This is a genomic window from Pseudoalteromonas phenolica (assembly GCF_005876835.1).
Taxonomy (GTDB): domain Bacteria; phylum Pseudomonadota; class Gammaproteobacteria; order Enterobacterales; family Alteromonadaceae; genus Pseudoalteromonas; species Pseudoalteromonas phenolica_B.
On record NZ_PPSW01000027.1, the window covers coordinates 131355 to 156502 of the forward strand.

General features: G+C 39.8%; 24 protein-coding genes and 2 tRNA genes. 5 read left to right on the forward strand and 21 right to left on the reverse strand.

The window, feature by feature from the left end; all coding sequences use genetic code 11:
• Positions 1–28: 28 nt before the first annotated feature.
• The 18 genes from C1E24_RS16725 to C1E24_RS16810 all read right to left on the reverse strand — a co-directional run bounded on the left by C1E24_RS16725 (position 29) and on the right by C1E24_RS16810 (position 20451).
• On the reverse strand, positions 29–2041 hold the full coding sequence (locus C1E24_RS16725; RefSeq protein WP_138483426.1) for a motility associated factor glycosyltransferase family protein: 2013 nt from the start codon (positions 2039–2041) through the stop codon (positions 29–31).
• Positions 2042–2061: 20 nt separating this feature from the next.
• Positions 2062–3480 (reverse strand): flagellar filament capping protein FliD, encoded by a 1419-nt coding sequence (fliD, locus tag C1E24_RS16730; RefSeq protein ID WP_138483428.1) that lies wholly within the window; start codon positions 3478–3480, stop codon positions 2062–2064.
• Between the two features lie 27 nt (positions 3481–3507).
• Complete coding sequence (locus C1E24_RS16735; RefSeq protein WP_138483430.1) at positions 3508–3918, reverse strand: flagellar protein FlaG; 411 nt, start codon at positions 3916–3918, stop codon at positions 3508–3510.
• Between the two features lie 102 nt (positions 3919–4020).
• Complete coding sequence (locus tag C1E24_RS16740; RefSeq protein WP_138483432.1) at positions 4021–5463, reverse strand: flagellin; 1443 nt, start codon at positions 5461–5463, stop codon at positions 4021–4023.
• 378 nt (positions 5464–5841) lie between these two features.
• Entirely contained in the window at positions 5842–7281 is a 1440-nt protein-coding gene (locus C1E24_RS16745; RefSeq protein ID WP_138483434.1) for a flagellin, read from the reverse strand.
• Between the two features lie 433 nt (positions 7282–7714).
• The gene (gene flgL, locus C1E24_RS16750) at positions 7715–8965 is read right to left on the reverse strand and encodes a flagellar hook-associated protein FlgL (protein ID WP_138483436.1); all 1251 of its coding nucleotides are present in this window, start codon (positions 8963–8965) and stop codon (positions 7715–7717) included.
• A 5-nt stretch (positions 8966–8970) separates the two neighbouring features.
• On the reverse strand, positions 8971–10992 hold the full coding sequence (locus tag C1E24_RS16755; RefSeq protein WP_138483438.1) for a FlgK family flagellar hook-associated protein: 2022 nt from the start codon (positions 10990–10992) through the stop codon (positions 8971–8973).
• Position 10993: 1 nt separating this feature from the next.
• On the reverse strand, positions 10994–11974 hold the full coding sequence (gene flgJ / locus C1E24_RS16760; RefSeq protein WP_138483476.1) for a flagellar assembly peptidoglycan hydrolase FlgJ: 981 nt from the start codon (positions 11972–11974) through the stop codon (positions 10994–10996).
• A gap of 103 nt (positions 11975–12077) precedes the next feature.
• Positions 12078–13172, reverse strand: a complete 1095-nt coding sequence (locus tag C1E24_RS16765) for a flagellar basal body P-ring protein FlgI (protein WP_138483478.1) — start codon at positions 13170–13172, stop codon at positions 12078–12080.
• Between the two features lie 9 nt (positions 13173–13181).
• Positions 13182–13865 (reverse strand): flagellar basal body L-ring protein FlgH, encoded by a 684-nt coding sequence (gene flgH, locus C1E24_RS16770; RefSeq protein WP_138483440.1) that lies wholly within the window; start codon positions 13863–13865, stop codon positions 13182–13184.
• A 14-nt stretch (positions 13866–13879) separates the two neighbouring features.
• Complete coding sequence (gene flgG / locus C1E24_RS16775; protein ID WP_138483442.1) at positions 13880–14668, reverse strand: flagellar basal-body rod protein FlgG; 789 nt, start codon at positions 14666–14668, stop codon at positions 13880–13882.
• 17 nt (positions 14669–14685) lie between these two features.
• Complete coding sequence (locus tag C1E24_RS16780) at positions 14686–15450, reverse strand: flagellar basal body rod protein FlgF (RefSeq protein WP_138483444.1); 765 nt, start codon at positions 15448–15450, stop codon at positions 14686–14688.
• A 121-nt stretch (positions 15451–15571) separates the two neighbouring features.
• Positions 15572–16915 carry a flagellar hook protein FlgE gene (gene flgE, locus C1E24_RS16785; RefSeq protein WP_138483446.1) on the reverse strand — a complete coding sequence of 448 codons (1344 nt, stop codon included), beginning with the start codon at positions 16913–16915 and terminating at the stop codon, positions 15572–15574.
• 42 nt (positions 16916–16957) lie between these two features.
• Entirely contained in the window at positions 16958–17641 is a 684-nt protein-coding gene (locus C1E24_RS16790; RefSeq protein ID WP_138483448.1) for a flagellar hook assembly protein FlgD, read from the reverse strand.
• A 14-nt stretch (positions 17642–17655) separates the two neighbouring features.
• Positions 17656–18090, reverse strand: a complete 435-nt coding sequence (gene flgC / locus C1E24_RS16795; RefSeq protein WP_058029153.1) for a flagellar basal body rod protein FlgC — start codon at positions 18088–18090, stop codon at positions 17656–17658.
• A 2-nt stretch (positions 18091–18092) separates the two neighbouring features.
• Entirely contained in the window at positions 18093–18503 is a 411-nt protein-coding gene (gene flgB, locus C1E24_RS16800; protein WP_138483450.1) for a flagellar basal body rod protein FlgB, read from the reverse strand.
• Between the two features lie 164 nt (positions 18504–18667).
• Positions 18668–19501: a CheR family methyltransferase gene (locus tag C1E24_RS16805; RefSeq protein WP_138483452.1), complete on the reverse strand. Its 834-nt coding sequence runs from the start codon at positions 19499–19501 to the stop codon at positions 18668–18670.
• Positions 19502–19518: 17 nt separating this feature from the next.
• On the reverse strand, positions 19519–20451 hold the full coding sequence (locus C1E24_RS16810; RefSeq protein WP_138483454.1) for a chemotaxis protein CheV: 933 nt from the start codon (positions 20449–20451) through the stop codon (positions 19519–19521).
• A 209-nt stretch (positions 20452–20660) separates the two neighbouring features.
• Between C1E24_RS16810 and flgA the strand changes: the two genes are divergently transcribed.
• The 3 genes from flgA to flgN all read left to right on the forward strand — a co-directional run bounded on the left by flgA (position 20661) and on the right by flgN (position 22111).
• The gene (flgA, locus tag C1E24_RS16815; protein WP_240722041.1) at positions 20661–21299 is read left to right on the forward strand and encodes a flagellar basal body P-ring formation chaperone FlgA; all 639 of its coding nucleotides are present in this window, start codon (positions 20661–20663) and stop codon (positions 21297–21299) included.
• A gap of 67 nt (positions 21300–21366) precedes the next feature.
• Positions 21367–21690, forward strand: a complete 324-nt coding sequence (gene flgM, locus C1E24_RS16820) for a flagellar biosynthesis anti-sigma factor FlgM (RefSeq protein WP_138483458.1) — start codon at positions 21367–21369, stop codon at positions 21688–21690.
• Positions 21683–22111 (forward strand): flagellar export chaperone FlgN, encoded by a 429-nt coding sequence (gene flgN / locus C1E24_RS16825; RefSeq protein WP_138483460.1) that lies wholly within the window; start codon positions 21683–21685, stop codon positions 22109–22111. The genes flgM and flgN overlap by 8 nt, the downstream gene beginning before the upstream one ends.
• A gap of 31 nt (positions 22112–22142) precedes the next feature.
• Here the strand turns inward: flgN and C1E24_RS16830 are convergent, their stop codons facing one another.
• Positions 22143–22610 carry an LPP20 family lipoprotein gene (locus tag C1E24_RS16830; protein WP_138483462.1) on the reverse strand — a complete coding sequence of 156 codons (468 nt, stop codon included), beginning with the start codon at positions 22608–22610 and terminating at the stop codon, positions 22143–22145.
• 107 nt (positions 22611–22717) lie between these two features.
• On the opposite strand from C1E24_RS16830, the gene C1E24_RS16835 reads away from it, so the two are divergent.
• Positions 22718–23908 carry a flagellar assembly protein T N-terminal domain-containing protein gene (locus C1E24_RS16835; RefSeq protein ID WP_138483463.1) on the forward strand — a complete coding sequence of 397 codons (1191 nt, stop codon included), beginning with the start codon at positions 22718–22720 and terminating at the stop codon, positions 23906–23908.
• A gap of 131 nt (positions 23909–24039) precedes the next feature.
• Positions 24040–24765, forward strand: coding sequence for a glutathione peroxidase (locus tag C1E24_RS16840; protein WP_138483465.1), 726 nt, complete (start codon positions 24040–24042; stop codon positions 24763–24765).
• A gap of 130 nt (positions 24766–24895) precedes the next feature.
• Here C1E24_RS16840 and C1E24_RS16845 read toward each other — a convergent pair.
• Positions 24896–24972 (reverse strand) — tRNA-Asp (locus C1E24_RS16845).
• A 52-nt stretch (positions 24973–25024) separates the two neighbouring features.
• A tRNA-Asp gene (locus C1E24_RS16850) sits at positions 25025–25101 on the reverse strand.
• Positions 25102–25148: the final 47 nt, after the last annotated feature.

Consider the following 25148-nt stretch of genomic DNA (forward strand, 5'->3'; position numbering starts at 1 on the left):
TTTATGCATAAAAAGTGCCAGAAAATTATTATAAGTGTGATGGCTTATTATAGAACTCCATATACTCTAAATAGACATCATTAACATGCTGATGGAATGCGCTAATACATGCGTTTATAAACTCAGCCCGCTTCTCAATGCAATCATAATAGTAGCTATTAGTCATTATATACGCCTGGAAATATCTAAAAGTTCCTTGCACTGTCCAATAAATTAACTCTCCAGCCTTAGATTCTTTTAGTTGATGCAATAGGCGATTTTGTATTGTAAATGCGTCAGCAAGCTGCTCTCTGGTACTAAATTCACATGCTGTAAAAGACAAAATTTCTTCTAAGATTTGTTTTAAAGAGTTGTTTATTACGCCTAGATTGGTATTCAATCTATTAGGTTCTAATTGCTTATTACTTGTTGAAAGGCGTAACTGCTTTTCAAGTATCTTATCTTTGTCCTCAATTTTATTTTTAATTTTAATACTTTCAATAGAGCAAGGAGTTGCACTCTTGATAAACGCACCATCAGCAGTGTTTTTTGCGTTCACAAAAAGCTCTTGCGATAAAAGTAATTCAATATTACCTTTTGATGAGTCAAAAATGCTGGTTGAAAAAACGGTATCTCTAAAGTTACCCTTTACCTCAATATCACTTCGCATAATTTTCTTTACAAGTTCTTTGTGCTTGAAGTCATCATCATAATAGATACTATGCTTAGAATGATGGTGGGCTTCATCTATATAACCAAAATCCATCCCAACTAAGTAAACATCTTCAAACCCTAGCTCAACAGTAACAGATAAAGCCGTGTTGGAAGCTGTTGGATTACTGAATTCAGGGTATGCATATAGCCCCTTTTCATCAAACAAGCGAATTAAACGACCACCAGCATCATTATTCTTAGCTAAAAGATAAGCCGACTTAAACTCAGATAAAACACCATTGAAGACAGTATTTAGAGCAAATATGCGTAAATCTTTTAGACCATATTTCAACTCTTCCGTTCGTGTAACAACACTAACCCAGTCTAATACATTTGCAGCCCTTTCCATTTCAACATGAATATCAGGCTTAATATCATTAGCAAGCAGAGCCTTTAGGGCTGTACCGGCAGAAACAATGAAAATATTGCTTTGGTTTTCTTTTAAGAATTCTATTGCTGAATCTAATGATGGCCCATTAGCACAAACAAATACAGGAAAGTCTTTTAAGTCACTTTTGAAGTGCTTTCTTGATTTTAAAACTGGAAAGCCTTGATCAATATTTGTTAAGGTATGGGTCATCCCTATGATTTCATCTTCCATGAATCCCCAACCTGCACTCAGCCTATGCCCAATATCCTTTACTCTTTGGATGGTCTCATTAATTGTCTTACTCTCATAATGAGTGAAAAATAACATTCGGCTTAAGTTAAAATGACCCTGCTGAAATAAGAAGTGAGATATATTATTAAGTGCAGCATCTGAGCTACCCCCAACGAATATTGAAAAGCGTCCGCCTTGTTTAGAACAATGATCAAAAAGAGGCTTTAACTCAACACAATGCAGCAACGCGAAAAAAGTGTCTTTACAAGGTTCAAATAGAAAAAAGTTTAAAACTGGCTTTGCCTCAAATAAGGTTTTAATTTGATAGCCTAGGCCTCCTCCCAGCATACAAACAAAATCTAATCTAGGCTCGTTTGCAGGATTAAGCAGCTCGTTTTTTGTCTCTTCTTTACGAACATTATAAATAGATTTGAGTAATGCAGCATGTTTAAAAACGATATTTTTATCATCCTGATGACCAATATGATATCGAAAAACATCTGGCTTATTTAAGAACTGTGCAACTTGCTCATCTGCAAATTTTTCAGGAGAGAATGGGTAGACACTTTTTTGATTGTTATACAGATTTATATTGCCATCATTATCAACAATAACCCCTGTTTCACTGGGAGTATAACTTTTGAATTCATTATAAATATCAGGCATTACACCTTGTAATAGTTTTAAATTCTCAAGTAAGGTAGCTTGTAAAGATAACTTTTTAAGCTGTATCAATTCTGAATTCAAAAGAATAGCCTCTTAATTTTTTATTTTGATTGTTTAACTACACCTGGTAAGTTAGAAAGCTGCTGTTGTAAATATGCACCTGTGGAATTTAGCCCTGATACTAAAAGATCCATTGAGTTGTATTGCTCTAAAAGCCTTGCTTCATAAGAACTCATTTTTAAGTTAAAGCTTTCTACTTCTTTTTCAAGACGATCTAATTGTGATTCACGGCCATCAATACGTGTTTGCATGATCCCATCACTTTCAGTGTAAACTTCTGTTACGCTGGTTAAGTTTGCCACAAAACCATCGTCTCCATTTTCCCCAAGAAAAAAGGTTTGCACTGCGTTTGGATCAGCATCTATGGCTTCTTGCAGTTGGTCTTTATCTAAACTTAACTTACCATCTCTTTCTGTTCTAACACCTAAATTGGCAAGAAACTCTGTATTACCATTACCTGTGCTAAACTCTCTAGTAACTAGATTTCTAAGTTGGCTTACTGTGCCTCTTAAAAGTGAGTCACCAGCCATTGCACCAGCGCCATCTTCACCTGAACGACCTAACTGGGCTGCCAAATCAATATAAGCATTAAACTTTTCGATAAATGAGCTGATCCCCGCTTCTACATTTTTATTATTTTCTGTAACCTTGAGCTCACTTAAGTCGTCATTGGTATCATGCTTTTTCTTCACGTTGATAGTGATTCCATCGATTACATCTTTAAACTCATTGGTACTGCTACTCACTACAACTGTACCATCAATGGTAATTGATGCATCTGTAGCAGCAGTCGTTTCAGTCATGTTAGTTGCAAAAGTCGATGAAGCTGCATCAGAATCAAATGCTAATTTTGACAAACCATTTGTATCAGTATCAGTACCGTCGATGTCATCTACAACAACCTTTATCTCATTATCTGCACCTGAGGATTTACTTGAAAGCACTAAACGCTGACCAGCATCATCAGTTACTATGGTTGCATTGATTGAAGTGTTATCTTCGGAATCATTGATGGCATCTCTCACTTCTTCAAGAGTGGCTGTATCTGACACATTTATTTCAAATGAATTAGTACCTGAAGATAAGGTCAGCGTACCCTCGCCTACAGGCGTATCAGCAACGAAGCCATCGGAGAGAATTTTGTGATTTTGAGCAAGTTCATTAACTTTAACAGAATAGGTATTTAACTGAGCTGTTTTCTCAGAAGAGACTGACACAAAGTCATCAGAACCACTGATACTTCTTTTTTGATATTCATCAATATCACCTAACCCCTCAAGAGATTTAGCAATATCTTCTAGGGCACCTTTCATTGCACCCACCGCTGAAATGTCCGTTGTATATTGCGCTTGCTGTCTTGTCACTCGAGCTTGATAAGGAGCTTTCTCAGCATTGACTAACGCAGTTACGATCTCATTTACCTGAAGACCTGAACCTATACCAGTAAAAGAAATTGACATATCAAACTCCTGACAAATTAATTTAGGTTATACTTTATAATCGACTAAAGTGCCAGTAGCTTTAGCAAGCTTTGAAACTATATCCAACACCTCTTCAGAAGGGTATTGTTTAACTAGATCTCCGCTATCTTTATCTATGACTTTAATCACATTTCGACCTGAGTCTTCATGAACACTGAACTCCAGGCTTTTATTCATGCCACTTACAAAGTCCTGCAACTGCTGTGCCACTTTCGTTAGCTCATCCATAGAAAGAAGTTCTTTATTAGAATCAATTGCTTCTAAATTAGCTGCTTTATCTCGTTCTTGTAAGCTTTCACCCTTTGTACCTTTCTCAACACTTTCTACTCCTGCTGGGTTAGATACATTTTTGCTGTCGAGTGAGGTCGTTTTTCCACTTATGTCATAAGAACTTTGTGGTATTACTTGAGATTCCATTTCACACCTCTTAATAATTATTACCAAAAAAGCTGACTTCTACAAACGCAAAAGGAAGGGTCACCCCTTCCTTATAAAAACATCCTAGTTTGTTGTTAAGCCTTATCCTAGAAGACTTAATGCAGCCTGTGGTAACTGGTTAGACTGTGCAAGGATAGAAGTACCAGCCTGTTGCATAATCTGACTCTTAGTTAACTTAGCTGTTTCAGAAGCGTAATCAGTATCTTGAATACGGCTTCTTGCAGCTGATACATTCTCTTCTACGTTTGAAAGGTTACTGATAGTGTTACCAAAACGGTTTTGAACCGCACCTAAATCAGCACGTTGCGCATCAATTTGAGCCAATGCTGCATCGATGGTTTTGAGCGCATCCTGTGCACCAGCTGAAGTAGCACCTGAAATGTCAATTGACTCAACAGTCGTTAGTGCACTTGTACCACCCGTTGATGCAATTGCTGCAGAGCCTGTACCTAAGATTTCATCAACATTTGTGCCTGAGATACCAATTTTATCTGCAGAAGAGAGATTAAGCTCTGATGAGATACTTAATGAGCCTGCAGTTGAAGCCACAGCTTGACCACCGATTGTAAACGCACTCGTATCACCAGCACCTGTAACATCTATACCATCAACATCAGTTGCTTTGAAAGCAATAGAGTTTGAAGAACTGTCATAAACAGCATCATAGCCATCTTCTTGCATATCTTTAGCAAGACGCTCCATATCTCCACCATAAGTTGACAGGTCATAACTATCTACAGCTGCACCACCTTTGCTCACTGCTAGTGTTGATGTACTAGCTGCAGTGATACCAGCAATCGTTGTATCTAATTTAGCTTCAGCAACTACACCATTACCTGTCGCATTAATTGTATCTGCAATTGATGCTGCACCCGCACCAGCTGCTACCGACACTGAAGTACCGTTTAGACTAAGAGTTTGGTTAGTAGTATTCATATTGTTAGCTAGCGATACTGTTTCAACATCACCTAACGCTGAAACTGTTGAAGTAGCTGGACCTGAAATTTCGTTTGCGCCAATCGCATCTGCCGACATATCACGAAGACTTACGTTAATTGTTTCATTTGCGTTTGAACCGACTTGGAACTGCTTAGTACCAAACTCACCATCTAATAAACTTGTACCACCAAATTTAGTTGTCTCTGCGATACGAGTTAACTCTTGTTGCAATGCACTCACTTCTTTTTGAAGTGCAGCTCTATCATCAGAACTGTTCGAACCATTTGCTGATTGAAGTGATAAGTCACGCATACGTTGAAGAATATTTGCAGATTCTTGCATTGCACCTTCAGCGGTTTGCGCCATTGAGATACCGTCGTTCGCATTTCGTTGTGCTACATTTAGACCGTTAATTTGAGAAGTTAAACGGTTAGAAATTTGTAGACCAGCCGCGTCATCTTTAGCACTGTTGATACGCATACCTGAAGATAAACGTTGCATAGATGTTTGAAGGTTATCGCTTGAACCTGAAAGGTTTCTTTGTGCGTTCAAAGAAGTTGTATTCGTGTTTACTGTTAAAGCCATGATAATACTCCTGATTACATTTCGTAATGGAAAGTTAGTTACTTAACCAGGAGCTAAAGCGCTGTTGCTGTGCAATTTTGCTTAATTAAGCTCCTTACTGATTAACTTAACGGCAGGGTTTAAAACTTCTTTAGGAAAAAAATCAATTTTTTTGTTTTTTTCTATAAACGTCTAATTATTCTTGTTTTTTCCTTAAGTTCTATAAGCTTTATCGGCTCAAAAAAACAAATAATTATCTTATTTAGCTATTTTAAGAAATTTATTTAATCACTCAAGATGGTTTCAAATAGTAATAATGACTTACTAAAATTGGACGTTTGGAATTTAAAAATAAAAAAGCCACCGAGATGGTGGCTTAATGGAGATGATAAAACTTGATTAACCACCCAATAGACTAATTGCCGCTTGAGGAAGCTGGTTTGCCTGCGATAAGATCGATGTACCTGCTTGCTGCATAATCTGATTACGTGTTAGCTGCGCTGTTTCTAACGCATAATCGGTATCTTGAATACGACTACGCGACGCTGATACATTTTCAGCAACATTCGCTAAGTTAGAAATCGTATGACCAAATCGATTTTGTACAGCACCTAAATCTGCACGCTGTTCATCAATTTGTGCCAACGCCGCATCAATGGCTTTAATCGCATCTTGCGCACCATCTGATGTTGCACCTGAAATATCTATTGATTCAACACTCGTTAGTGCACTAGTACCACCTGTTGAAGCGATTGCTGCAGTACCTGTACCAAATAATTCATCTGCAGTATTTCCAGAAATACCTATTTTATCGGCCGATGATAAATTAAGTTCTGCAGACATACTAAAAGCACTTGCAGCTGTAGTAATAGCTGTTCCACCAATTGTAAAACCGCTGGTATCTGTTCCTGTTACATCAATACCATCAATATCTTCTGCCTCAAAACTAATACCCGTTGTCGCATCATATACGGCATTATAGCCATCTTGCTGCATATCTTTTGCAAGACGTTCCATATCTCCACCGTAAGTACTTAAGTCATAAGAATCAACTGCGGTACCGCCTTTCTTAATCTCAATCACACCAGTACTTGCTGATGTAATACCTGCAATCGTTGTATCAATCTTCGCTTCAGCAGTTACACCATTACCAGCTGCATTAATAGAGTCTGCAATAGTTGCAGCCCCAGAACCACCAGCAACAGTGATACTTGAACCGTTTATATTTAATGTATCAGCTGTTGTATTATGGTTGTTTGCTAAACTAACCGTTTGCACGTCACCTAAGCTAGAAACAGTTGACGTTGCTGGTCCTTTGATTTCATGTGCACCAATAGCATCAGCAGCCATGTTACCAAGACTTACATTAATCGTTTCATTCGCATTTGCACCCACTTGGAATTGCTTAGTACCAAACGTACCATCAAGTAAGCTTGTTCCACCAAATTTGGTTGTTTCAGCGATACGAGTTAACTCTTGTTGTAGCGCGCTGACTTCTTTTTGCAGAGCCGCTCGGTCATCAGAGCTGTTAGAGCCGTTTGCAGCCTGTAAAGATAAATCACGCATACGCTGTAAGATATTCGCCGATTCTTGCATCGCACCTTCAGCTGTTTGCGCCATCGAAATACCATCGTTTGCATTTCGTTGTGCTACATTTAAACCGTTAATTTGTGATGTAAGTCTGTTGGCAATCTGTAGACCTGCAGCATCATCTTTAGCACTATTAATGCGTAAACCTGATGACAATCTCTGCATTGACGTCTCTAGTGCCATACTAGACTTCGATAAATTACGTTGGCCGTTTAAAGAGGCAACGTTCGTATTTACACTTAAAGCCATAATACCATCTCCTAAGTATTTCGTAGGTTGTGGTTCAGGACATCACATGGCTGAAACCACTGAATTTTTATTTACACGTTCTGTAAAAAGCAAATACCGTTCCAATAGTAAAAAGCTCGACAAATAAATTTTAAATAACTGATTAAAAAGAGATTTTTAATTTTAAAATGCTAGAACACAAATCTGTTTGAGGTAAAAGAAATTGGATGACAAAAAATTGCCGCATCGATTTGCCGCATATTTCGATGACTAGTCAAAAACATTATTGCCTAATAAACAGACTTTAAGATTGATACATAGTTGAACAAAATACACATGGATAAACTACAAGTGAAAATCGACAGTATGGATGATGAGTTAGTATTAAAGAAAAATGAAAATGGAGTATTTAAAATGCGCTTCAATGAGTACTGAAGCGCAGAAGTTATTTTTGTTAAATATAATCTAACAAAGTCAGATTGGCCAAGCGGCCAAAAGTTGCATGCGAGGCCTGTAAAGCCGTTTCATGTTTGGTCAAATCACTGATCGCTTCTGCGATATCAACCTCCACTAGATCCGACTTACTCGCTTTATTATTAATATCCAGCGCTTCATTTGAATCCGTAACCCTTTCAAGTGCATTAAGACGGCCACCTAACCTTGATTGAGTAAATGAAATTTGTTCACTCGAGTTTTTCACTTGCACCAAAGCATCTGCCAAATATTGACGATATTGATCATTGTCTAATGTCTCATCTTCCAAGCCAATGATCAGCTGTTCTATGGTATTTAAAATATTTTCTTTACCTGGCGCTTCAAGCTCAAAATCAAATTGACCTGTTTGATTTGAGGGGATATCTATTTTTAATCCATTAAACTGAATCGTTTCTCCATCTAAATCACCTGTAACAGCGGGTACTAATGGCACACCATTGTGCATAATTTCATAGGTACTTGAAGCGATATTCGACACGGGTGGCGTGATCACGACGTTATATGTATTTGCTCCGACAGGCGCAGATGGACTGCGATCAAAATTAGCTTTGTGAAAAAGGTCAAATTCATCCTGGTTTTCAACATATACCGTACCTGTTGCTGTACTGGAGGCTGCGCCGGTATAAGAAATAACATCGAGTCTTGCATCCACATTCTCAAATACTTCAAAGCCATTATCACTCGAACCAATAGTGACGTTTTCAGCAAGCGGCATTGAATGTGAGCCTTGATCGCCTTGATATTCATACTTTTCAGTATTTGGATTGTATAAATATGTTTGCGTACTATCTTGATAGCCTGAAAAAATATAGCGGCCATCTTCAGACTGTGCATTCATAAGGTTTAGCATAGACTTTTGAATTTCTTTCAGTTCTGACGCAATACTTTGCCTATCAATTTCGTTATGTGCACCATTACCAGCTTGGATCGTCAACATTTCGACTCTGAACAAAGTATCATTAATATTATTTAAAACACTTTCTTCGGTTGTCAGGCGCGCATTCAGTAAAACAGCATTTTTTTGGTGCTGCTCATTCATTTGAATACGATCTGTTAATAGTTGTGCCGTTGTAAAAGCTGAAGGATCTTCAGAAGCCCCTAAAAATTTCTTTTGCGTATTTACACGCTGCTGCGCATCCATCACCATCTGCTGTTTTTCAAGCACATTACCGATGTTTTGTTGATAGATTAAATTATTTGATAATCTCATATTGTTTACCTCGCAGCATTAAGTAGGGTATCAAACACATTTTTTGCAGCTGAAATCACTTGAGCAGAAGCAGCATAAGATTGCTGGAATCTCAATAGATTTGACGCTTCTTCATCAAGGTTTACCCCAGAAAGAGACTCATACCAAGTTTCTGACTGTTGCGATAACGCTTCAAAAGCAACAAAATTAGTCCTTGCTTGATTGGTTTTTACACCCACATCTGTCACTAATTCAGTATATGCTGCATTGACCGTTTTGTGGTTTTCATCAAGTGCTGACGCCACGACATTCTCGCGGACAATACCTTTATTTTTAATATCAAGTAGTGCCATACCATTTCTATTATCATCAAAACCACCAGTATTAAACTCAACAGAGAAGCTATCACCGGTTTGAGGCACGCCTTCAATATTAAAATCAAATCCGTAAGTTGCGAACACAGGATCAACCAATGCAGCTTGGGCGAGAATATTTTCTCTAGGTGCTGGTGCTGTAAAAGTTACAGCTGTGCCTGTACGCGTATCGGTTATTTCATATTCATCTGGGTTAGCCGTTTTGACTAATGAAATTGGACCATTAGCCAGACTCGGAGGCGGGCCTGCATTAAACCCAGCCGCTGAGGTATCTGTTACCACGCCCTCACTGAGTGCTGCCGTACTTTGGTTGCCTATAGCTCGCTCCATGCGGATTGGAGAAGCCAATGCTAAATCTTCAGAGCGACCCGTCGTCAAGGTAATGGTCGTTGCCGCTTCAGAATTAAACTTTATTTCGAATTGATCTGCGTTAGCTGGAACGCCGGTTACATCTATTTGTAAACCAAATGCTTCACCCGAGGTAATACTTGAAGAGTCAATTCGTCCTGCCACAACATTCGCAGTTGATGGCGTGCCCACTACTTGCCCATAGTTGTCAATTGCTTCAATTTGCACAGTCGTTGCACTGGTAAACGTCACTCTAAAATCAGTGGCAGTTAAAGACATACCTTGACCCGGTTCGAGTGTCGCCGATAGTGCTGCAGAGCCGGTATTTGCCTGATAGCCCATAGCATCTACACTCGGAATGGTAAATAAATCGCCACCTAAATTACCGTTCAAGTCCATACCCAACCTATTTTGTTGGTTCATTGCATCTGCCATCGCAACGGTCATTTGTCCGAGTTGAGTTTGTGCTGGGATCAAAATTTCATCTCTAAATGCCAATAACCCGCCAATTTTGCCCTTCAGAGTTCTTGAGTCTAACTCCATAGGTGCTGCATTGCCGTTTTTTATATCTAATTGAAGATTTTTATGCTGAAGATCTGGATCACCATTCGTCACGAATACGCTAAATGCGCCATTTTCCATCACCAACGCTTCGCCGGTTCCTGCAAATACCAGCTTCTCACCATTTTTGCCATCTAAAACTTGCACATCCATAAGTTCGGCTAGATCTTTAATGGCTTTATCTCGCTCATTAAAAATTGCATTGGCCGCAGACTGATCATCGATTGCACTGATAGAAGCGATTTCTTTATTTAAGGAAGATATTTTTTCTATGTACTTGTTAGCATCTTCAGCAAAAATATCTAGTTGTTCATTTACAATATTTTTTTGGTCTAACACGATATCTGATAAACGAGATGCTTGATCTAAATAACTTTGTGCATCAGTGAAAAACAATGACCGTGTAACAGATGAAGAAGGTTGATTAATACTTTCTTGCAGGTTGTTATACAGCGAGTTAATACTATTCGCCAAACTGTTTGACTCTTCAGCAAATAGTAAATCTACGCGCTCAGCTTCATTGACAAACTGCTCATAAAAAGTGGTATTTGAAATGTCTCGATTTAATTGTCTTTGTGCAAACTCATTAAGTAGCCGAACTGTTTCACCACGCCCTACTTGCCCATTACTCAAGGTGACATGCTCAGTACGCTCTCTGACATAACCTTCTGTATTTAAGTTTGCAATATTTTTACTGGTCGTCTGTAAAAGCTCAGTGCTTGATCGGATACCTGACGTACCAATATTCATTAAATTAAAAGACATCTTAGTTAACTCCTTGACGTACTAGCGACGTTAACATCTGTTTAAATTCTCCCCGCTGTAAGACATTTTTTATTTTTTCTGCGTAGTTTGGATCTGTGGCGTAACCGGCTTGTTGAAGTTCGTCTAAGTACTGTTCAGGCTTATCTGTATTATTCAATGCCTGGCTGTAACGTGGATTACTTTGAAGAAAATCGACATAATCATTAATACTGTCTTTTATAGATTCATAAGCTCTAAAATTAGCTTGTTTTTGCACAGGCAAACCTTTCTCAAACTCTAATGTCATTTTTTTGGCATGTTCACCCTGCCAAGACCTATCTGCCTTAATGTTGAATAAGTTAAAGCTACTGCCACCATCTTGTTTAGCGATAACATGCTTACCCCAGCCTGTTTCAAGTGCAGCTTGCGCAATCATGACTGCTGGGTTCAAACCTATTTTCTGTGCTGCTGTTTTTGCGTGTTCCCACATTTCACTGATGAATGACTCTGGAGAGTCAAAACGAGGTTGTTCATCGGCGTTTTCTGCTTTAGCAACCTCTGGTGCTATTTCAGGCTGACGACGAATAAACTCTGGGAGCTGCTCAGATGTTGGCTTTTGCATAGGTAACTGTGCATCATTACGAAGTACGGATGACGGTTTATAACCATCAACATTAGGTGAAAGCTGTTTAACAATGAGATCGGCTAAACCAAGGCTACCTTTTTTTGATAACTCTAAAGAAAGCTGTTGATCATGCATCTCTTGAAAGAACTTCACCCCACTGGAATTAAATGGGCTGTTTTTATCTTCCATTGCTTCATTGGCTTTACGCATACTTTTCATCAGCATTTGCGTAAAAATAGATTCAAACTGCTCTGCTGCTTTTTTTAGTGCTTCATTCGATGCTTGTTGATCGCCACCGCTTTTCAACGCATCTTGTCTAAGTGCATTTAGATCACCTAAATCAAAGAAGTTTTGTTTTTCTAACGGATTGGTATTCATACTCATCAATTACACTAAATTAGTCATACACTAACAAAGCAATAATCGAGCCAAAAAAAAGCCCCACAATTGCGGGGCTAACTAGTTGATTATAAATAAAACACTAAATGACGACTAATTGACCATTAATCGCGCCAGCCTCTTTTAACGCTTCAAGGATCGCCATTAAATCACCCGGCGCAGCGCCAACTTCATTTATCGCTCTGACCAAATCATCAAGGCTGACACCCGGATTAAATACAAATGCTCTTGAGTCGTCTTGATTCACATCGACGATGCTTTGACGGGTAACAACCGTTTCGCCATTTGCTAAAGGTTGTGGCTGAGACACCATTTGATCTTCAGAAATCGTCACTGTTAGACCTCCGTGGGTAATAGCAGCGGGCTGTAGTTTGACATTTTTGCCAATCACAATAGTGCCTGTACGCGAATTAACAATAATTTTGGCTGAGGTGTCTGCCGGTTTAAACTCTAAATTCTCAAGTGTTGATAAATAAGCAACGCGCTGTGAAGGGTCTCGTGGTGCTATTACACGAACAGACGCAGCATCCATTGGTTTTGCACTATTAGGTCCGACCAAATCATTAATGGTGTCAGCCAAACGTTTTGCTGTTGTAAAATCAGGACGGTTAAGATTAAAAGTAATAAAATCACCTTGTGTAAAAGGGCTTGCAACGGCTCGTTCAACCGTCGCGCCGTTTGGAACTCGGCCAACTGTAGGCGTATTGATAACGACTCTACTTCCGTCTAACCCTTCTGCGCCTAAACCACCCACGATTAAACTGCCTTGTGCAATGGCATACACATTACCATCAACACCTTTTAGGAATGTTTGCAGTAACGTGCCCCCTCTTAGGCTACCCGCGCTGCCTATTGAAGATACTGTAATATCAATATTCTGACCGGGTTTTACAAATGGAGGCAACTCTGCATGCACCGCCACTGCCGCCACATTTTTAATTTTTGGCTTTAAGTTAGCTGGTAATGTAATGCCAAAGCCACTCAACATGGCCTTAAAGCTTTGCTCTGTAAAACGAGATTGTTCACCTGTGCCAGGTAAACCCACTACTAGGCCGTAACCCACTAACTGGTTAGAACGAACACCTTCGACCATGCTGACATCTTTGATCCGTTCTGCTTGTGCTACTTGGCTCATAATTAAAAGCAAAGCCGCAGTCATTATTTTGAACATTTTCATCATGGTTCCTTAGAATGGCATTAAGGTACTTAAGAAAAACTTAGCTAACCAACCCGCACTTTGCGCTTCTTGACCATCACCTTTACCTGAGTATTGAATGCGCGCATTGGCAATACGATTCGACTCTACCGTATTGTCTGACTTAACATCCGCAGCACGGATGATGCCCTCTATTCGCATAAACTCTTCACCGGTGTTAAGTGTTAGCCACTTTTCACCACGAACAACCAGGTTACCATTCGGTAGCACACGCATCACATTCACCGAGATATTACCAAATAGGCTATTTGATTGGTTTGCTTGGCTGTCGCCAGAAAAAGAGTTACTAGAGTTCATACCAAACTGCAGGCTTTGACTACCAATATTAATATTATCACCGCCAAGCCCTACCACAGGATCAAGCGATGCGGAGGTCGCTTTACCGGTTGTGGTATTTGCCGCTTTTGTCGCAGACGTTGTCTCACGAAGTACCACTGTCAAAATATCGCCAACACGGAGTGCTTTCTTATCACCATATAAATCATTTGATAAATTTGGATTAAAGAGTGAGCCTGTCGCGACAATTTGCTCAGCTTGTTGCTCTGGATAAATAGGCGCATAGTAAGGATCGTCTTTAACGACGTTTTTATTTTGTGTAGACACACACCCAGTTAAAAACAATGAGCCTAAAATGATAAAACTTACAATACGCATAGTAGCCTCCAGAACTATAATTGCTGGTTAATGTAACTCAGCATCTCATCAACTTTCGAGATAACTTTTGAGTTCATTTCATAAACACGCTGAGTTTCAATGAGGTTCACCAACTCTTCGGTCACGTTAACGTTCGATGTTTCAAGCGCACCCTGTACAATAGAACCTAAACCATCAACACTTGGGTTGCCCTGAACAGGCGCACCACTCACCGCGGTTTCTGTATAAAGGTTTTGACCTATCGGCTCTAAACCAGATGGGTTGATAAAGTCACTGATCACTAGCTGCCCGATAACTACATTTTCTGCTTGTCCTGCAATCGTTACTGACACTTCACCGTCTTGTGAGATACTAATTGACTTTGCATCGTCTGGCACATTCATTTCTGGCTGAACAGGAAAACCCGCGCCTGAAGTCACAACACGACCATTCTCGTCTGTAGTGAATTGGCCATTTCGAGAATAAGCAACCGTGCCGTCTGGCATTTGAATCTCAAAGAAGCCGGGGCCCTGGATCATCCAATCTAATGAATTTTCGGTGCTTTGCATATTACCTTGCGAGAAGTTCTTTTGGTTCGCAACAACCTTTGAACCTGCACCTAACATCAAACCTGACGGTAGCTCGGTATCTTGTGAAGAGCGGCCACCTGGCTGATTGATGTTTTGATAAAGCAGATCTTCGAAAATCGCGCGGCTTTTTTTGTAGCCAACGGTACTGGCGTTGGCGAGGTTATTCGAGATAACCGAAATATCAGTTTGCTGGGCGTCTAAGCCTGTTTTACTGATCCATAATGCTGGGTTCATAACTTATACCTCACTCATCATACTATACGAAGAAGAGTGACATGCTTTTCATCCATCTCTTCTGCTTTTTTCATTAACTTCATTTGCATTTCAAATTGACGTTGATGGTTAATCATGTCTGTCATTTCATGCACTGGATTGACATTAGACATCTCTAACATGCCACTCATAACTCGAGCTGTTGGCGATATGTCACAAAAACCACAAAAGCCATCTTCTAAGGCATCTTCTCTTGGACGAAATAGGCCATCATTGCCCTTTTGCAATTTACTGTTATCAGCTTCAATGATTTTCAGCCTATCAACTACTTCTAAAAAGTTAGCCGGTGCTCCTTGAGGACGAACTTGAATTGAGCCATCGTCACTAAACACCACCTTATCAACAGGCACAGGTAAAATAATTGGACCACCTTCGCCAATAACTTGACGGCCGTGACTCGTTCTTAACGCCCCATCAGTGGAGATGTTTAAGGTACCGACTTTTGTGTACGCTTCTTCTCCTGAAGCATCTAACACACTGATCCAAGATTTTTGGTCTACAGCGATGTCTAAATCTCTACCTGTTTCAACAACTGCACCCATGGTCATATTGGTGCCTGGGCGCTCTTGCATCGCAAACACCCGTGTTGGTAAACCTTCACCAAACGCTTGCATTGAACGCGCTTGAGCAAAGTCAGCTTTAAAGCCTGTGGTATTGGCATTGGCTAGGTTATTCGCTTTTAATGCCACACCACGCAAACTTTGTTTGGCGCCCGACATTGCGATATACAGCATTTTATCCATTACATTGGCCTAAAAATTAATCTTAAACCTATTAAAGCAATAAAAGTGCCAACCTAATTTTGACGTTTAAAAAAGAAAAAAAGGCCGCTGTTGCGGCCTTGATGAAAGAGGGTTTAAGTGATTATCGGATCTGTAGAATGTTCTGTTGTAGTGTCGAGTTAACTTCTAAGGCACGAGAGTTAGCCTGGAAGTTACGTTGAGCACTAATCAAATCTACGAGCTCGTTTGTAAGGTTAACGTTCGATTGCTCTAAAGCAGAAGAGTTAATTGTACCTAATGTACCTGAACCTGGTTCACCTGCGATTGGCTCACCTGAGGTTAAACTTTTCTTCCAAGCTGTACCACCTACCTGGGACAAACCTTGTGAGTTTGAGAAACGAACCATGGCAACCTGACCAAGGAAAGCAGTATCACCATTTGAATAAGACGCAACAACTTTACCGTCAGCACCAATATCAATACCTGCTAAACGACCAACTGTTGCACCATCTTGCTCAAGCGCCTTTACTTCAAAACGGCTTGCATACTGTGTAGGTAATTTATTTGCGGTATTACCTTCATCACTCCAATTTACTGTGATGTTATTTGGAAACTGTGCACCATTCGTTAATCGTTGCGACAGTCCAGTAGTACCTGTCGATAAAATATTGATATCAGGAAAAGTTGTTTCTGGTGCTGTTACATCTGGCAGACCTGCAGCAGTGAATTGCAAGGTATCAATTGGTGTATGTGCACCCGCTGCAGTTTCATTACCATTGATATCGATGGGGAGCTCATCCATTGTTGCGAATACTTGCCAAGAGTTATTCGCAACAGCTGGATCTTGTTTCACAAAGAAAAACTGTACAACATGTGGCTCACCTAACGAATCATAAATGGTCGTTGATGTTGATGAGTTATAACTTGTACTATCGCCTGGATCGAACGTTGTAGTTGATGGTGCGCCAGCACGTGAATCTAAGTTCATTGAACTATAAATGTTTGACGTGTGACGAGGCGAACCAGATGCGTCAGGAATTTGAATTGGAGAAGCGGTACTCAGGCTCAGTGATGTTGTATTACCTGTGCCTGGGTCTACCGGAAAGCCTTGTAGGTAATTACCTGCGGCATCTGTTACGAAGTTATCTTTATTAAGTTTAAACGCACCTGCACGCGAATAGGTATAATCTTGTGAAGCGATATCTTCACTCATTGCAAAGTAGCCTTCACCCGTAATCGCTAAGTCTAACGAGTTTTGGGTAAATTTAAGCGAGCCTTGGTGAAACTGCTGAGCAACCATGGTCGTTTGCGCACCGTCACCATTTTTAGTTTTGCCTGAACTAAATACAGATGATGCGTATACATCAGCAAATTCTGCTCGAGACTCTTTAAAACCTGTCGTGTTAACGTTAGCAATGTTGTTTGCTGTGACATCTAAGTCTTTTTGTGCCGCAGCCAATCCTGTTAATGCAATATTGAAACTCATGTTTTCACCTCTTTCACTTAAATTTACTTAAGTACTTAAAATCTATGCTATCTCTGCGACGTCTGATAATTTCACTGCGCCAGAGCTCGTATTAACTATGATGCCGTTAGCACCGTTTACGTTAACACTGTCTATATTCTTAAATGTGGCCATGGGTAAACTGGTATATTCACCATTCAAACTACCCTCAGCCTTAATTTTGTAATTACCTGCTGGCATGGTTTCTCCGTCACCGTTTTTACCATCCCATTCAAAGCGGATTGCACCAGCTTTTTGTGCCCCCATATCCATTTGACGAACCAGCTGACCTTTATCATCAAATATACTGACCGTTAATTTCTCTACAGGATTTTGAGCTATAATGGAGCCTTTAGCTAATTGGTCATCACCAAAGTCTATTGAATCCGATTCTAATAGCGCTTTTTTGCCGACTAGCGTAGACGCCTGTAATGCCGAGTTAGAGGTCATTGAGGCTGACAACAAATCAAACTTTTCATTTAAACCGGAAATACCTTCGGCCATCGTAAAATTCGTCATCTGCGAAATCATTTGGTCATTGTCAGCAGGTTTACTCGGATCTTGATAAGACAATTGTTGAGTAAGCAGCGAAAAGAAATCTTCTTGCGTCAATGCGTCGTTTTTCTTATCGCTCTGCGTTGTTTTATTTTGCTCAGACCAACGTAACGAATCCATATATGAAGATGCGGCATTAATATCGTTACTCATCGGCTATACTCCCACTAGCGCTGACCAAGTAATAAAGTTTTGCTGAGCATTTGCTTGGCTGCATCAGCAACTTGGACATTGGTTTGGTACGAACGTGAAGCAGAGATCATGTTTGCCATTTCTTCTACTACATTCACATTTGGTTTATAGATGTACCCGTCTTTGTCAGCACTAGGGTGATTAGGGTTGTACTCAACCTGTAATGGTTTATCACTCTCTACGATGCCTAGCACTTTCACTCCAACCGACGCATTTAGCTGACTTGGATCATGTGCCTCAGACGCTTTGGTCAGTTCTGCTGCAAATACAGGGTGTCGCGCTCGATAAACTTTATCTTGGCTAGAACTGATACTATTGGCATTTGAAATATTACTCGCAGTGGTATTCAATCGAATATTTTGAGCACTCATTCCAGAGCCTGCTATATCGAAAACATTATATAAGCTCATGGTTATGCTCCTTGACTACCTAGGGCTTTCTTTAGCCCTTTAAACTTGCCAGTTAAAAATTGCAAACTTGCCTGATACTCTAATGCGTTTTGTACATACAAGTTTCGTTCCACTTGTATATCAACTGAGTTACCATCACCTGTATCTGCTTGATTTGGATTGCGAAATAACTCAACACTGCTATTTAATTGACTGCCACCATGTAGATGTTTACTGTCTGTTCTTTGCATCATGTTGCCACGTTGCTGAGAAGACTTTGCCGCTTTAAATGCCTGTGCAAAATCTATATCTTTTGCTTTGTATCCTGGTGTGTCTGCGTTCGCAATATTACTTGCTAACATCTCTGCACGTTGTGAACGTATCAACATCGTATGTTGGTGAACGCCTAGTGCTTTATCAAAACTAATTGCCATGACACGACTCCAAAAAATTGACTCTACCAAGTAAAAGCAATAAACGGGCCAAAATAAAAGATATAAATTTCAATGAGATAAGAAAAAGGATACAGCTAGAAAGATTTGAGGTGACACTCTTAAGATATAAAAAAAGCGGCAAGTAGGTTGCCGCTTAGTATTTATTATGTTTTTTTACGGTAAATAATCCCCGGATTACAACGTATCATTTCAAACTCATCACTGAGCCCCGCCATCGATTCAGATGCCCCTAAAAACAAATACCCTCTAGGATTCAGAGCCTGCGCAAACTGAGAAATAATCTTAGCTTTCACTTCTGGCGAGAAGTAAATCAGTACATTTCTGCAAAAGATAACGTCAAACTTCCCCATTAAAGAATATGAATCTAGCAAATTAAGGTGCCTAAAATTAACCATTCTCTTTATTGGGTCAACAACTCGTGCCATGCCGTTGCCACTGTCTTGAAAAAACTTTTGACGACGTTCAACGGACAACCCTCGTGCTAAGGCCAATGAGTCATACTCTGCATTTTTACACATATCAAGCATGGTATTTGAAATGTCAGTACCAACAATTTGTACACCCATTTTCAGTGCGCCTGGGTTTTGAGACTGATACTCCTGTGTCGCCATCGCAATAGAGTATGGCTCCTGGCCTGAAGAGCTTGCCGCTGACCAGATTTTTAAGCCCCTTCGAGTGTCTTTCAATTCTGGGTATATTTTACTTTTTAACAACTCAAAAGGATAAGTATCTCTAAACCAGAGAGTTTCGTTTGTGGTCATGGCATCAACAACAGCAGCTCTTAGCTGACGTTCATGAGGGCTCAGTGTCTTAGCGACAAGCGCTGAAAGAGAGTCCACCCCAAAGCGAGCCATCAACGGAGCTAAACGGCTTTTTACCAAATAAAGTTTATTATCTCCAAGAACAATCCCGCATTGCTGCTCTAGGAAGGTTCTGAACTGGTCATATTCGCCTTGTTGAAGGTTTTTATTTTCCAAGATACTACCGCCGTTATCTAATCACAATGAACCCATTTTTTAACCGCTGTTGCTAATTCATCAGGGTTAAACTTTGCAATAAAATCATCAGCGCCAACTTTTTCAATCATAGCCTGATTAAACACCCCACTTAGTGAAGTGTGTAAGATTACATGCAAAGGGGCTAATTTTGGATCTGCTTTAATTTCAGCAGTTAACGTATAGCCATCCATTTCAGGCATTTCTACATCTGAAATAAGCAGGCCTACACGCTCAGTGATGTCATTTTGACAATCAACTTCTGCAATCTCTTTTAGCCTAATTAAAGCTTCTTTACCATTTTTTGCTAATTCTGTTTGAACACCTAATGGCTCCAAAGCACGCTTGACTTGATTTCTTGCAACTGCAGAGTCATCTGCGATAAATACAATTCGCTCACCAAGGTCTTTTTGCATTTCACCATCAGACACTATTTCTTCGCTGACTTCAGTATTAACAGGGCATATTTCGTTGAGAATCTTTTCTACGTCTAGTATCTCGACTAGTTCGTTTTCAATTTCTGTCACTGCCGTTAAATAGGAGTACCTACCCGCACCATCTGGTGGCGGCATAATTTTTTCCCAATTCATATTAACGATTCTTTCAACCGCACCGACCAAAAAGCCCTGCACTGAACGGTTGTATTCAGCAATGATAATAAAACAGTCTTTAATGTTTTCGATGGGTGGACCACCCACAGCTAAAGACATGTCGATAACTGAAATAGTTTGACCACGAATATGGGCAACGCCGCGAATGTAAGAGTTTGATTTCGGCATACTGGTGAGGGGCGGACACTGAAGCACTTCTCTAACTTTAAATACATTGATGCCAAATCTTTGACGACCTCTCAGTCGAAAAAGTAGCAACTCTAGGCGGTTTTGCCCAACCAACTGAGTACGCTGGTTTACAGAGTCTAAAACACCTGCCATTTCAATCTCCTACATAACGGTCATCTTGGTAATATCATACGCTTTAAAGGATACTAATCATAGAAGTACCTTGAAGGAATATGGTATTTCACGCAAAATCTTTATACCTTGTTTCTCCAGATAAGCATAGTCGAAACATCATGAGTTTGTTAAAAAAAACCAAATCATATGAGATTTTTTGTGTAATGGCTTGTTTTCTAGCCAGCTACATGAGTCAAGCACAAATTTATACGAACACCAACTTAGAAATGGGGGCTGAAAGGTTTATTACTCAGCAAATTGAGCTAAATACCAATATCAAAACAACCATTAAAGCATTACCATTAGATGCTCGATTGTCAGAACGCGCTTGTGAGAGTCCTTTGTCATTCTCTACCAATGCAACACCACCTTTTAACAGACAAGTTACAGTAAAAGTAAAATGTGAAGACACATCAAGCTGGACTCAGTTTGTGCATGTGAGAATTGAAGAGCTTCACCCTGTGATAGTTACAACTCAGGCTATTAACAAAGGAGAGTTAATTACCAGCGAATCTATCAGCATTGAATTCAAACCTAAACACTTTGTCAGGGCCAGTAATTTAGATACCGAGCAATACCTGATTGGTAGCAGAAGTAAAAGAGTACTTAGAGCTGGTACAGCCATCGGGCTTCATCATATATGTATGGTTTGCAAAGGCGACAATGTGACAATTTATGCTAAAACTCGCACCTTAACAATAAAAACAACTGGCGTAGCACTTCAAGATGGAAATGTTGGCGAACAAATAAGAGTTAAAAATCAAAAGTCTGGAAAAACTATCTCCGCAAGAGTAAAAGATGTAGAATCTGTTGAGGTTAATATTTAACTTTTTTACTAAAGTTATAAGCAAACAGGTCGATAGATAGGCATGAGTAATTTTTGGGTCAATTATCATGGTTAATAATATAAAAGGGCAATCTCAGCCAAACAGTGTGCTTGATAATATCAAGCAACAAAAAACTGATATGCAAAAGTCTGACGCGAACGTGACAGCTGAAATAGCTAAAGCCCCTCAAAAGGCTGCAACTGACTCTGTGAGTTTAACACCACAAGCACAACAACTAAAAAGTTTGCAAGAAAAAGCGCAACAAGCGCCTTCTTTTGACAGCAAAAAAGTTGAGGAGCTAAAGAAAGCAATTAGTGAAGGTAAATATCAGGTTGATGCTGAAAAATTAGCTAAGAATATTGCGGCATTTGAGTTTGACGTGTATGGATGATCAAATAAACCTTTGTCATCATAAGTTAGAAAACCAATTACAGCACCTTAACGCTTTGACCCAGCTTTTAGATGCAGAGCTAGCATGCCTTGCCAGCAAAAAAGGCGATGGCTTAAAAGACATCGCACGTGAAAAACTTTCTCTTCTTAATACCATTCAAAAGTTAGATAAAGAACTTTCGGGTTTTAACCAAGATATTTTTAAAACTGAACAAATAAAACCTTTAACAGAATCTGTAAATTCTTTACTACTCAAATGTAAGAAGCAAAATGAGGTTAATGCTCAGGCTGCACATCAGGCCCAGCTTGCAGTTAGAGAGCTTAAAAATATATTAATCGGTGCCCCCACTTCTGTTACTTATGGACAAGATGGTGGTGTTATAAGTGAGAACTCTGAGTTTGTTAAAAACTTAAAAGCCTAATACTTGAAAAATTACTAATCACATTTTTTGGTTAGTAATAGATCACTCGCTTTACTTTTCTTGGTTTTATAGCACTAATATACAGCTCGTGTACTTTTTTCATATCTAGCTCTAATTCTGTCGCGTAAGTATCACCGACAGAGTATGTCTTCACTATTTTCGCGCCTTTAATTAAACCGCCGACTTTACTCGATAAGCCATCCGTTTGAGCGATTGCCCCTTTTACAGTCATTGTTGATGTGAGCTTTTGCCCATGTACTTGCTCGGCAAGCTCCCTGTATGCTTCTAGTTTAGACACTTTAATTGCCATCAACATCTTTTGCGCATCCGTTTCACCTGGTTGACTGCTCAAAGGCGCATACCCCACAGCTCGTAAAACAGGGTAATAATCCGGCTCTTCGTAGGCATACTCTATATGCTTATCAAATACTGAGCTACAGCCTGAAAGTAGAATAGAACATGTTACCAATGATGAATAAAAAACGTTTTTCGCTTTCATAATAAACACACCAAGTTAAAGTCTGTCCATTCGATGCATTTTTCACGCCAACAAAGCTGGTACGTCTATTGCTTTTGGTATATTAAGCGAATCAGTTTGGAATCGAAATGATGAAACATATTCTAATAATTGCACTACTTGCATTCTGCGCTCATGCAAAAGCAGAATGGTTTGAGGTAGTCGGTTATGGCGGCATAGTTGATGGTGACACGTCTTCAGCAAGACAAATGGCTGTCAAAGATGCCATAACCCAAGCTTTGATATTCTCTGGTGCTACGGTGTCTAGCGTTCAGACAGTTGCCGACGGTGTTCTCGAGCAAGACGAGTTAAAGATTAAAACCCATGGTCAGATACAGCATGTAAATTTGATCAATGAACAGCAACAAGGCGAGCAATACTCTGTAACGCTACATCTAGATATTATTCCCCAGCAAGCACAGTGTCTTGAGTCAAAATTTAATAAACAGATTACTGTCACACAAAGCCAATTAACACACCCAGATCAAGCTAGGCTAGGTCAAATTTTTGACATACCCAAAGCCAGTTCACAGCGTTTATTTAATACTTTAAACGAGCGAAATTTAGGCGTAAAAATGATTCCTTACATTGATCGAAAGCTTGATATCCGGGCTTTCTTTGCACAGCAGTTTGAGTACAACGCTAACTTAATTGATACGTTAAGTCGCAGTAGTAATAGTCAGTACGTATTGCTGAGTCAAATCACTGATATTTCTCAAGGCAGAAGGATGAACAACGATTACGCATTTTGGGAAAGTGAGGCCTATATGCGCAACTTTAAAATTGACTTTGCACTATTTGATTCTCAGACAAACGATCAAGTCTGGTCTCAACATTACAGTGTTCAAGGTATTTGGCCACATAAAAAAACCCAGATCGTGAATGTAAATAGTGAGGAGTTTTGGCGAACCGATTATGGTCAAAAAATTCAAACTATTTACAATAAGGTCAGTCAAGACCTAAATACCGCGGTAAGTTGTCTGAAAACAACTGGCAAAATATTAATGATCGACTCTGATAGAGTGGTGATTAACTTAGGGCAAAGCCATGGACTTGAAGCGGGACAAGTACTTTCAATCCTTCACAGAAGCAATTTGACTGCGGCAAATGGCATGCAGTTTTCACATCATATTCAAACCATTGAACAAGTTGTAGTTGAACAAGTGAATGCGCAAAGTGCCATCGCTAGAAACTTAAGTGACAGGCCTTTGAGTAATATTCAGCTTAATGACGTCATTAAGGTGGTTGTTAAAGAGCCTGAATCATTCTCGTTAAAATAACTTCATATACTCACAATTCAAGCAATAAAATAAGGGTAATCTAGTTTTTAGATTGCCCTTATTTGTTTTACTTACTTTAATCTAAATGTGCATTATAGATAATAAAGGCATTCAACTATGAGGAAATTAATATGCTAGAAAATCGTGAAGGACAAGCTATACCCTCTGTATCATTTCCTGTGAGAGTCGATAATGACTGGCAGAATCTCACTACAGAGCAACTTTTTAAAGGCAAAACAGTGGTAGTATTCTCCTTGCCAGGCGCTTTTACTCCAACCTGTTCATCAACACACTTACCACGTTATAACGAGCTGGCAAATGCATTCAAACAAAATGGCGTTGATGACATAATTTGTTTATCAGTAAACGATACCTTTGTTATGAATGCCTGGGCGAAAGATCAAGAAGCTGACAACATCACCCTACTCCCTGATGGTAATGGAGAGTTCACGGACGGGATGGGCATGCTTGTCGATAAGGCTGACTTAGGCTTTGGTAAAAGAAGCTGGCGTTACTCCATGCTGGTTAAAGATGGTGTTATTGAAAAAATGTTCATTGAGCCTGATGTACCTGGTGATCCTTTCGAAGTTTCGGATGCCGATACCATGCTTGATTACATCAACCCAGAGTGTGAAAAGCCTCAGCCTGTGAGCTTGTTTACCAAACCTGGATGTGGCTATTGTGAGAAAGCTAAAGCACACCTGATCAGTAAAGGCATCCAATTCGAAGAGATTGTATTAGGCCGTGACGCTAGCCTAACAAGTTTAAAAGCGATTTCAGGCCAAGAAACAGTGCCGCAAGCATTTATCTCTGGAAAGTATATTGGTGACTCAGAAGCGATACTGTCGCATTTCTGATGACTGGTTCAAGCTGTTGATAATACTCTATTGAGCAAATTAAATTAAGCTAAAGATAACAAGGAAGTTATTTTACTGTGATTAAAATATAGAAGTTTAGGGTAGTAGTGATATGAGTAATCAAAATGAGTGGCGGAGTGGACGGGACTCGAACCCGCGACCCCCGGCGTGACAGGCCGGTATTCTAACCAACTGAACTACCACTCCGCAGTGGTGGGTATTTATAGAGCCAGTTCTGGAGTGACTCTTAGATATCTAATGGCGGAGTGGACGGGACTCGAACCCGCGACCCCCGGCGTGACAGGCCGGTATTCTAACCAACTGAACTACCACTCCGCAGAGATATCTTATTTTTTATTTGCATTGGCGGAGTGGACGGGACT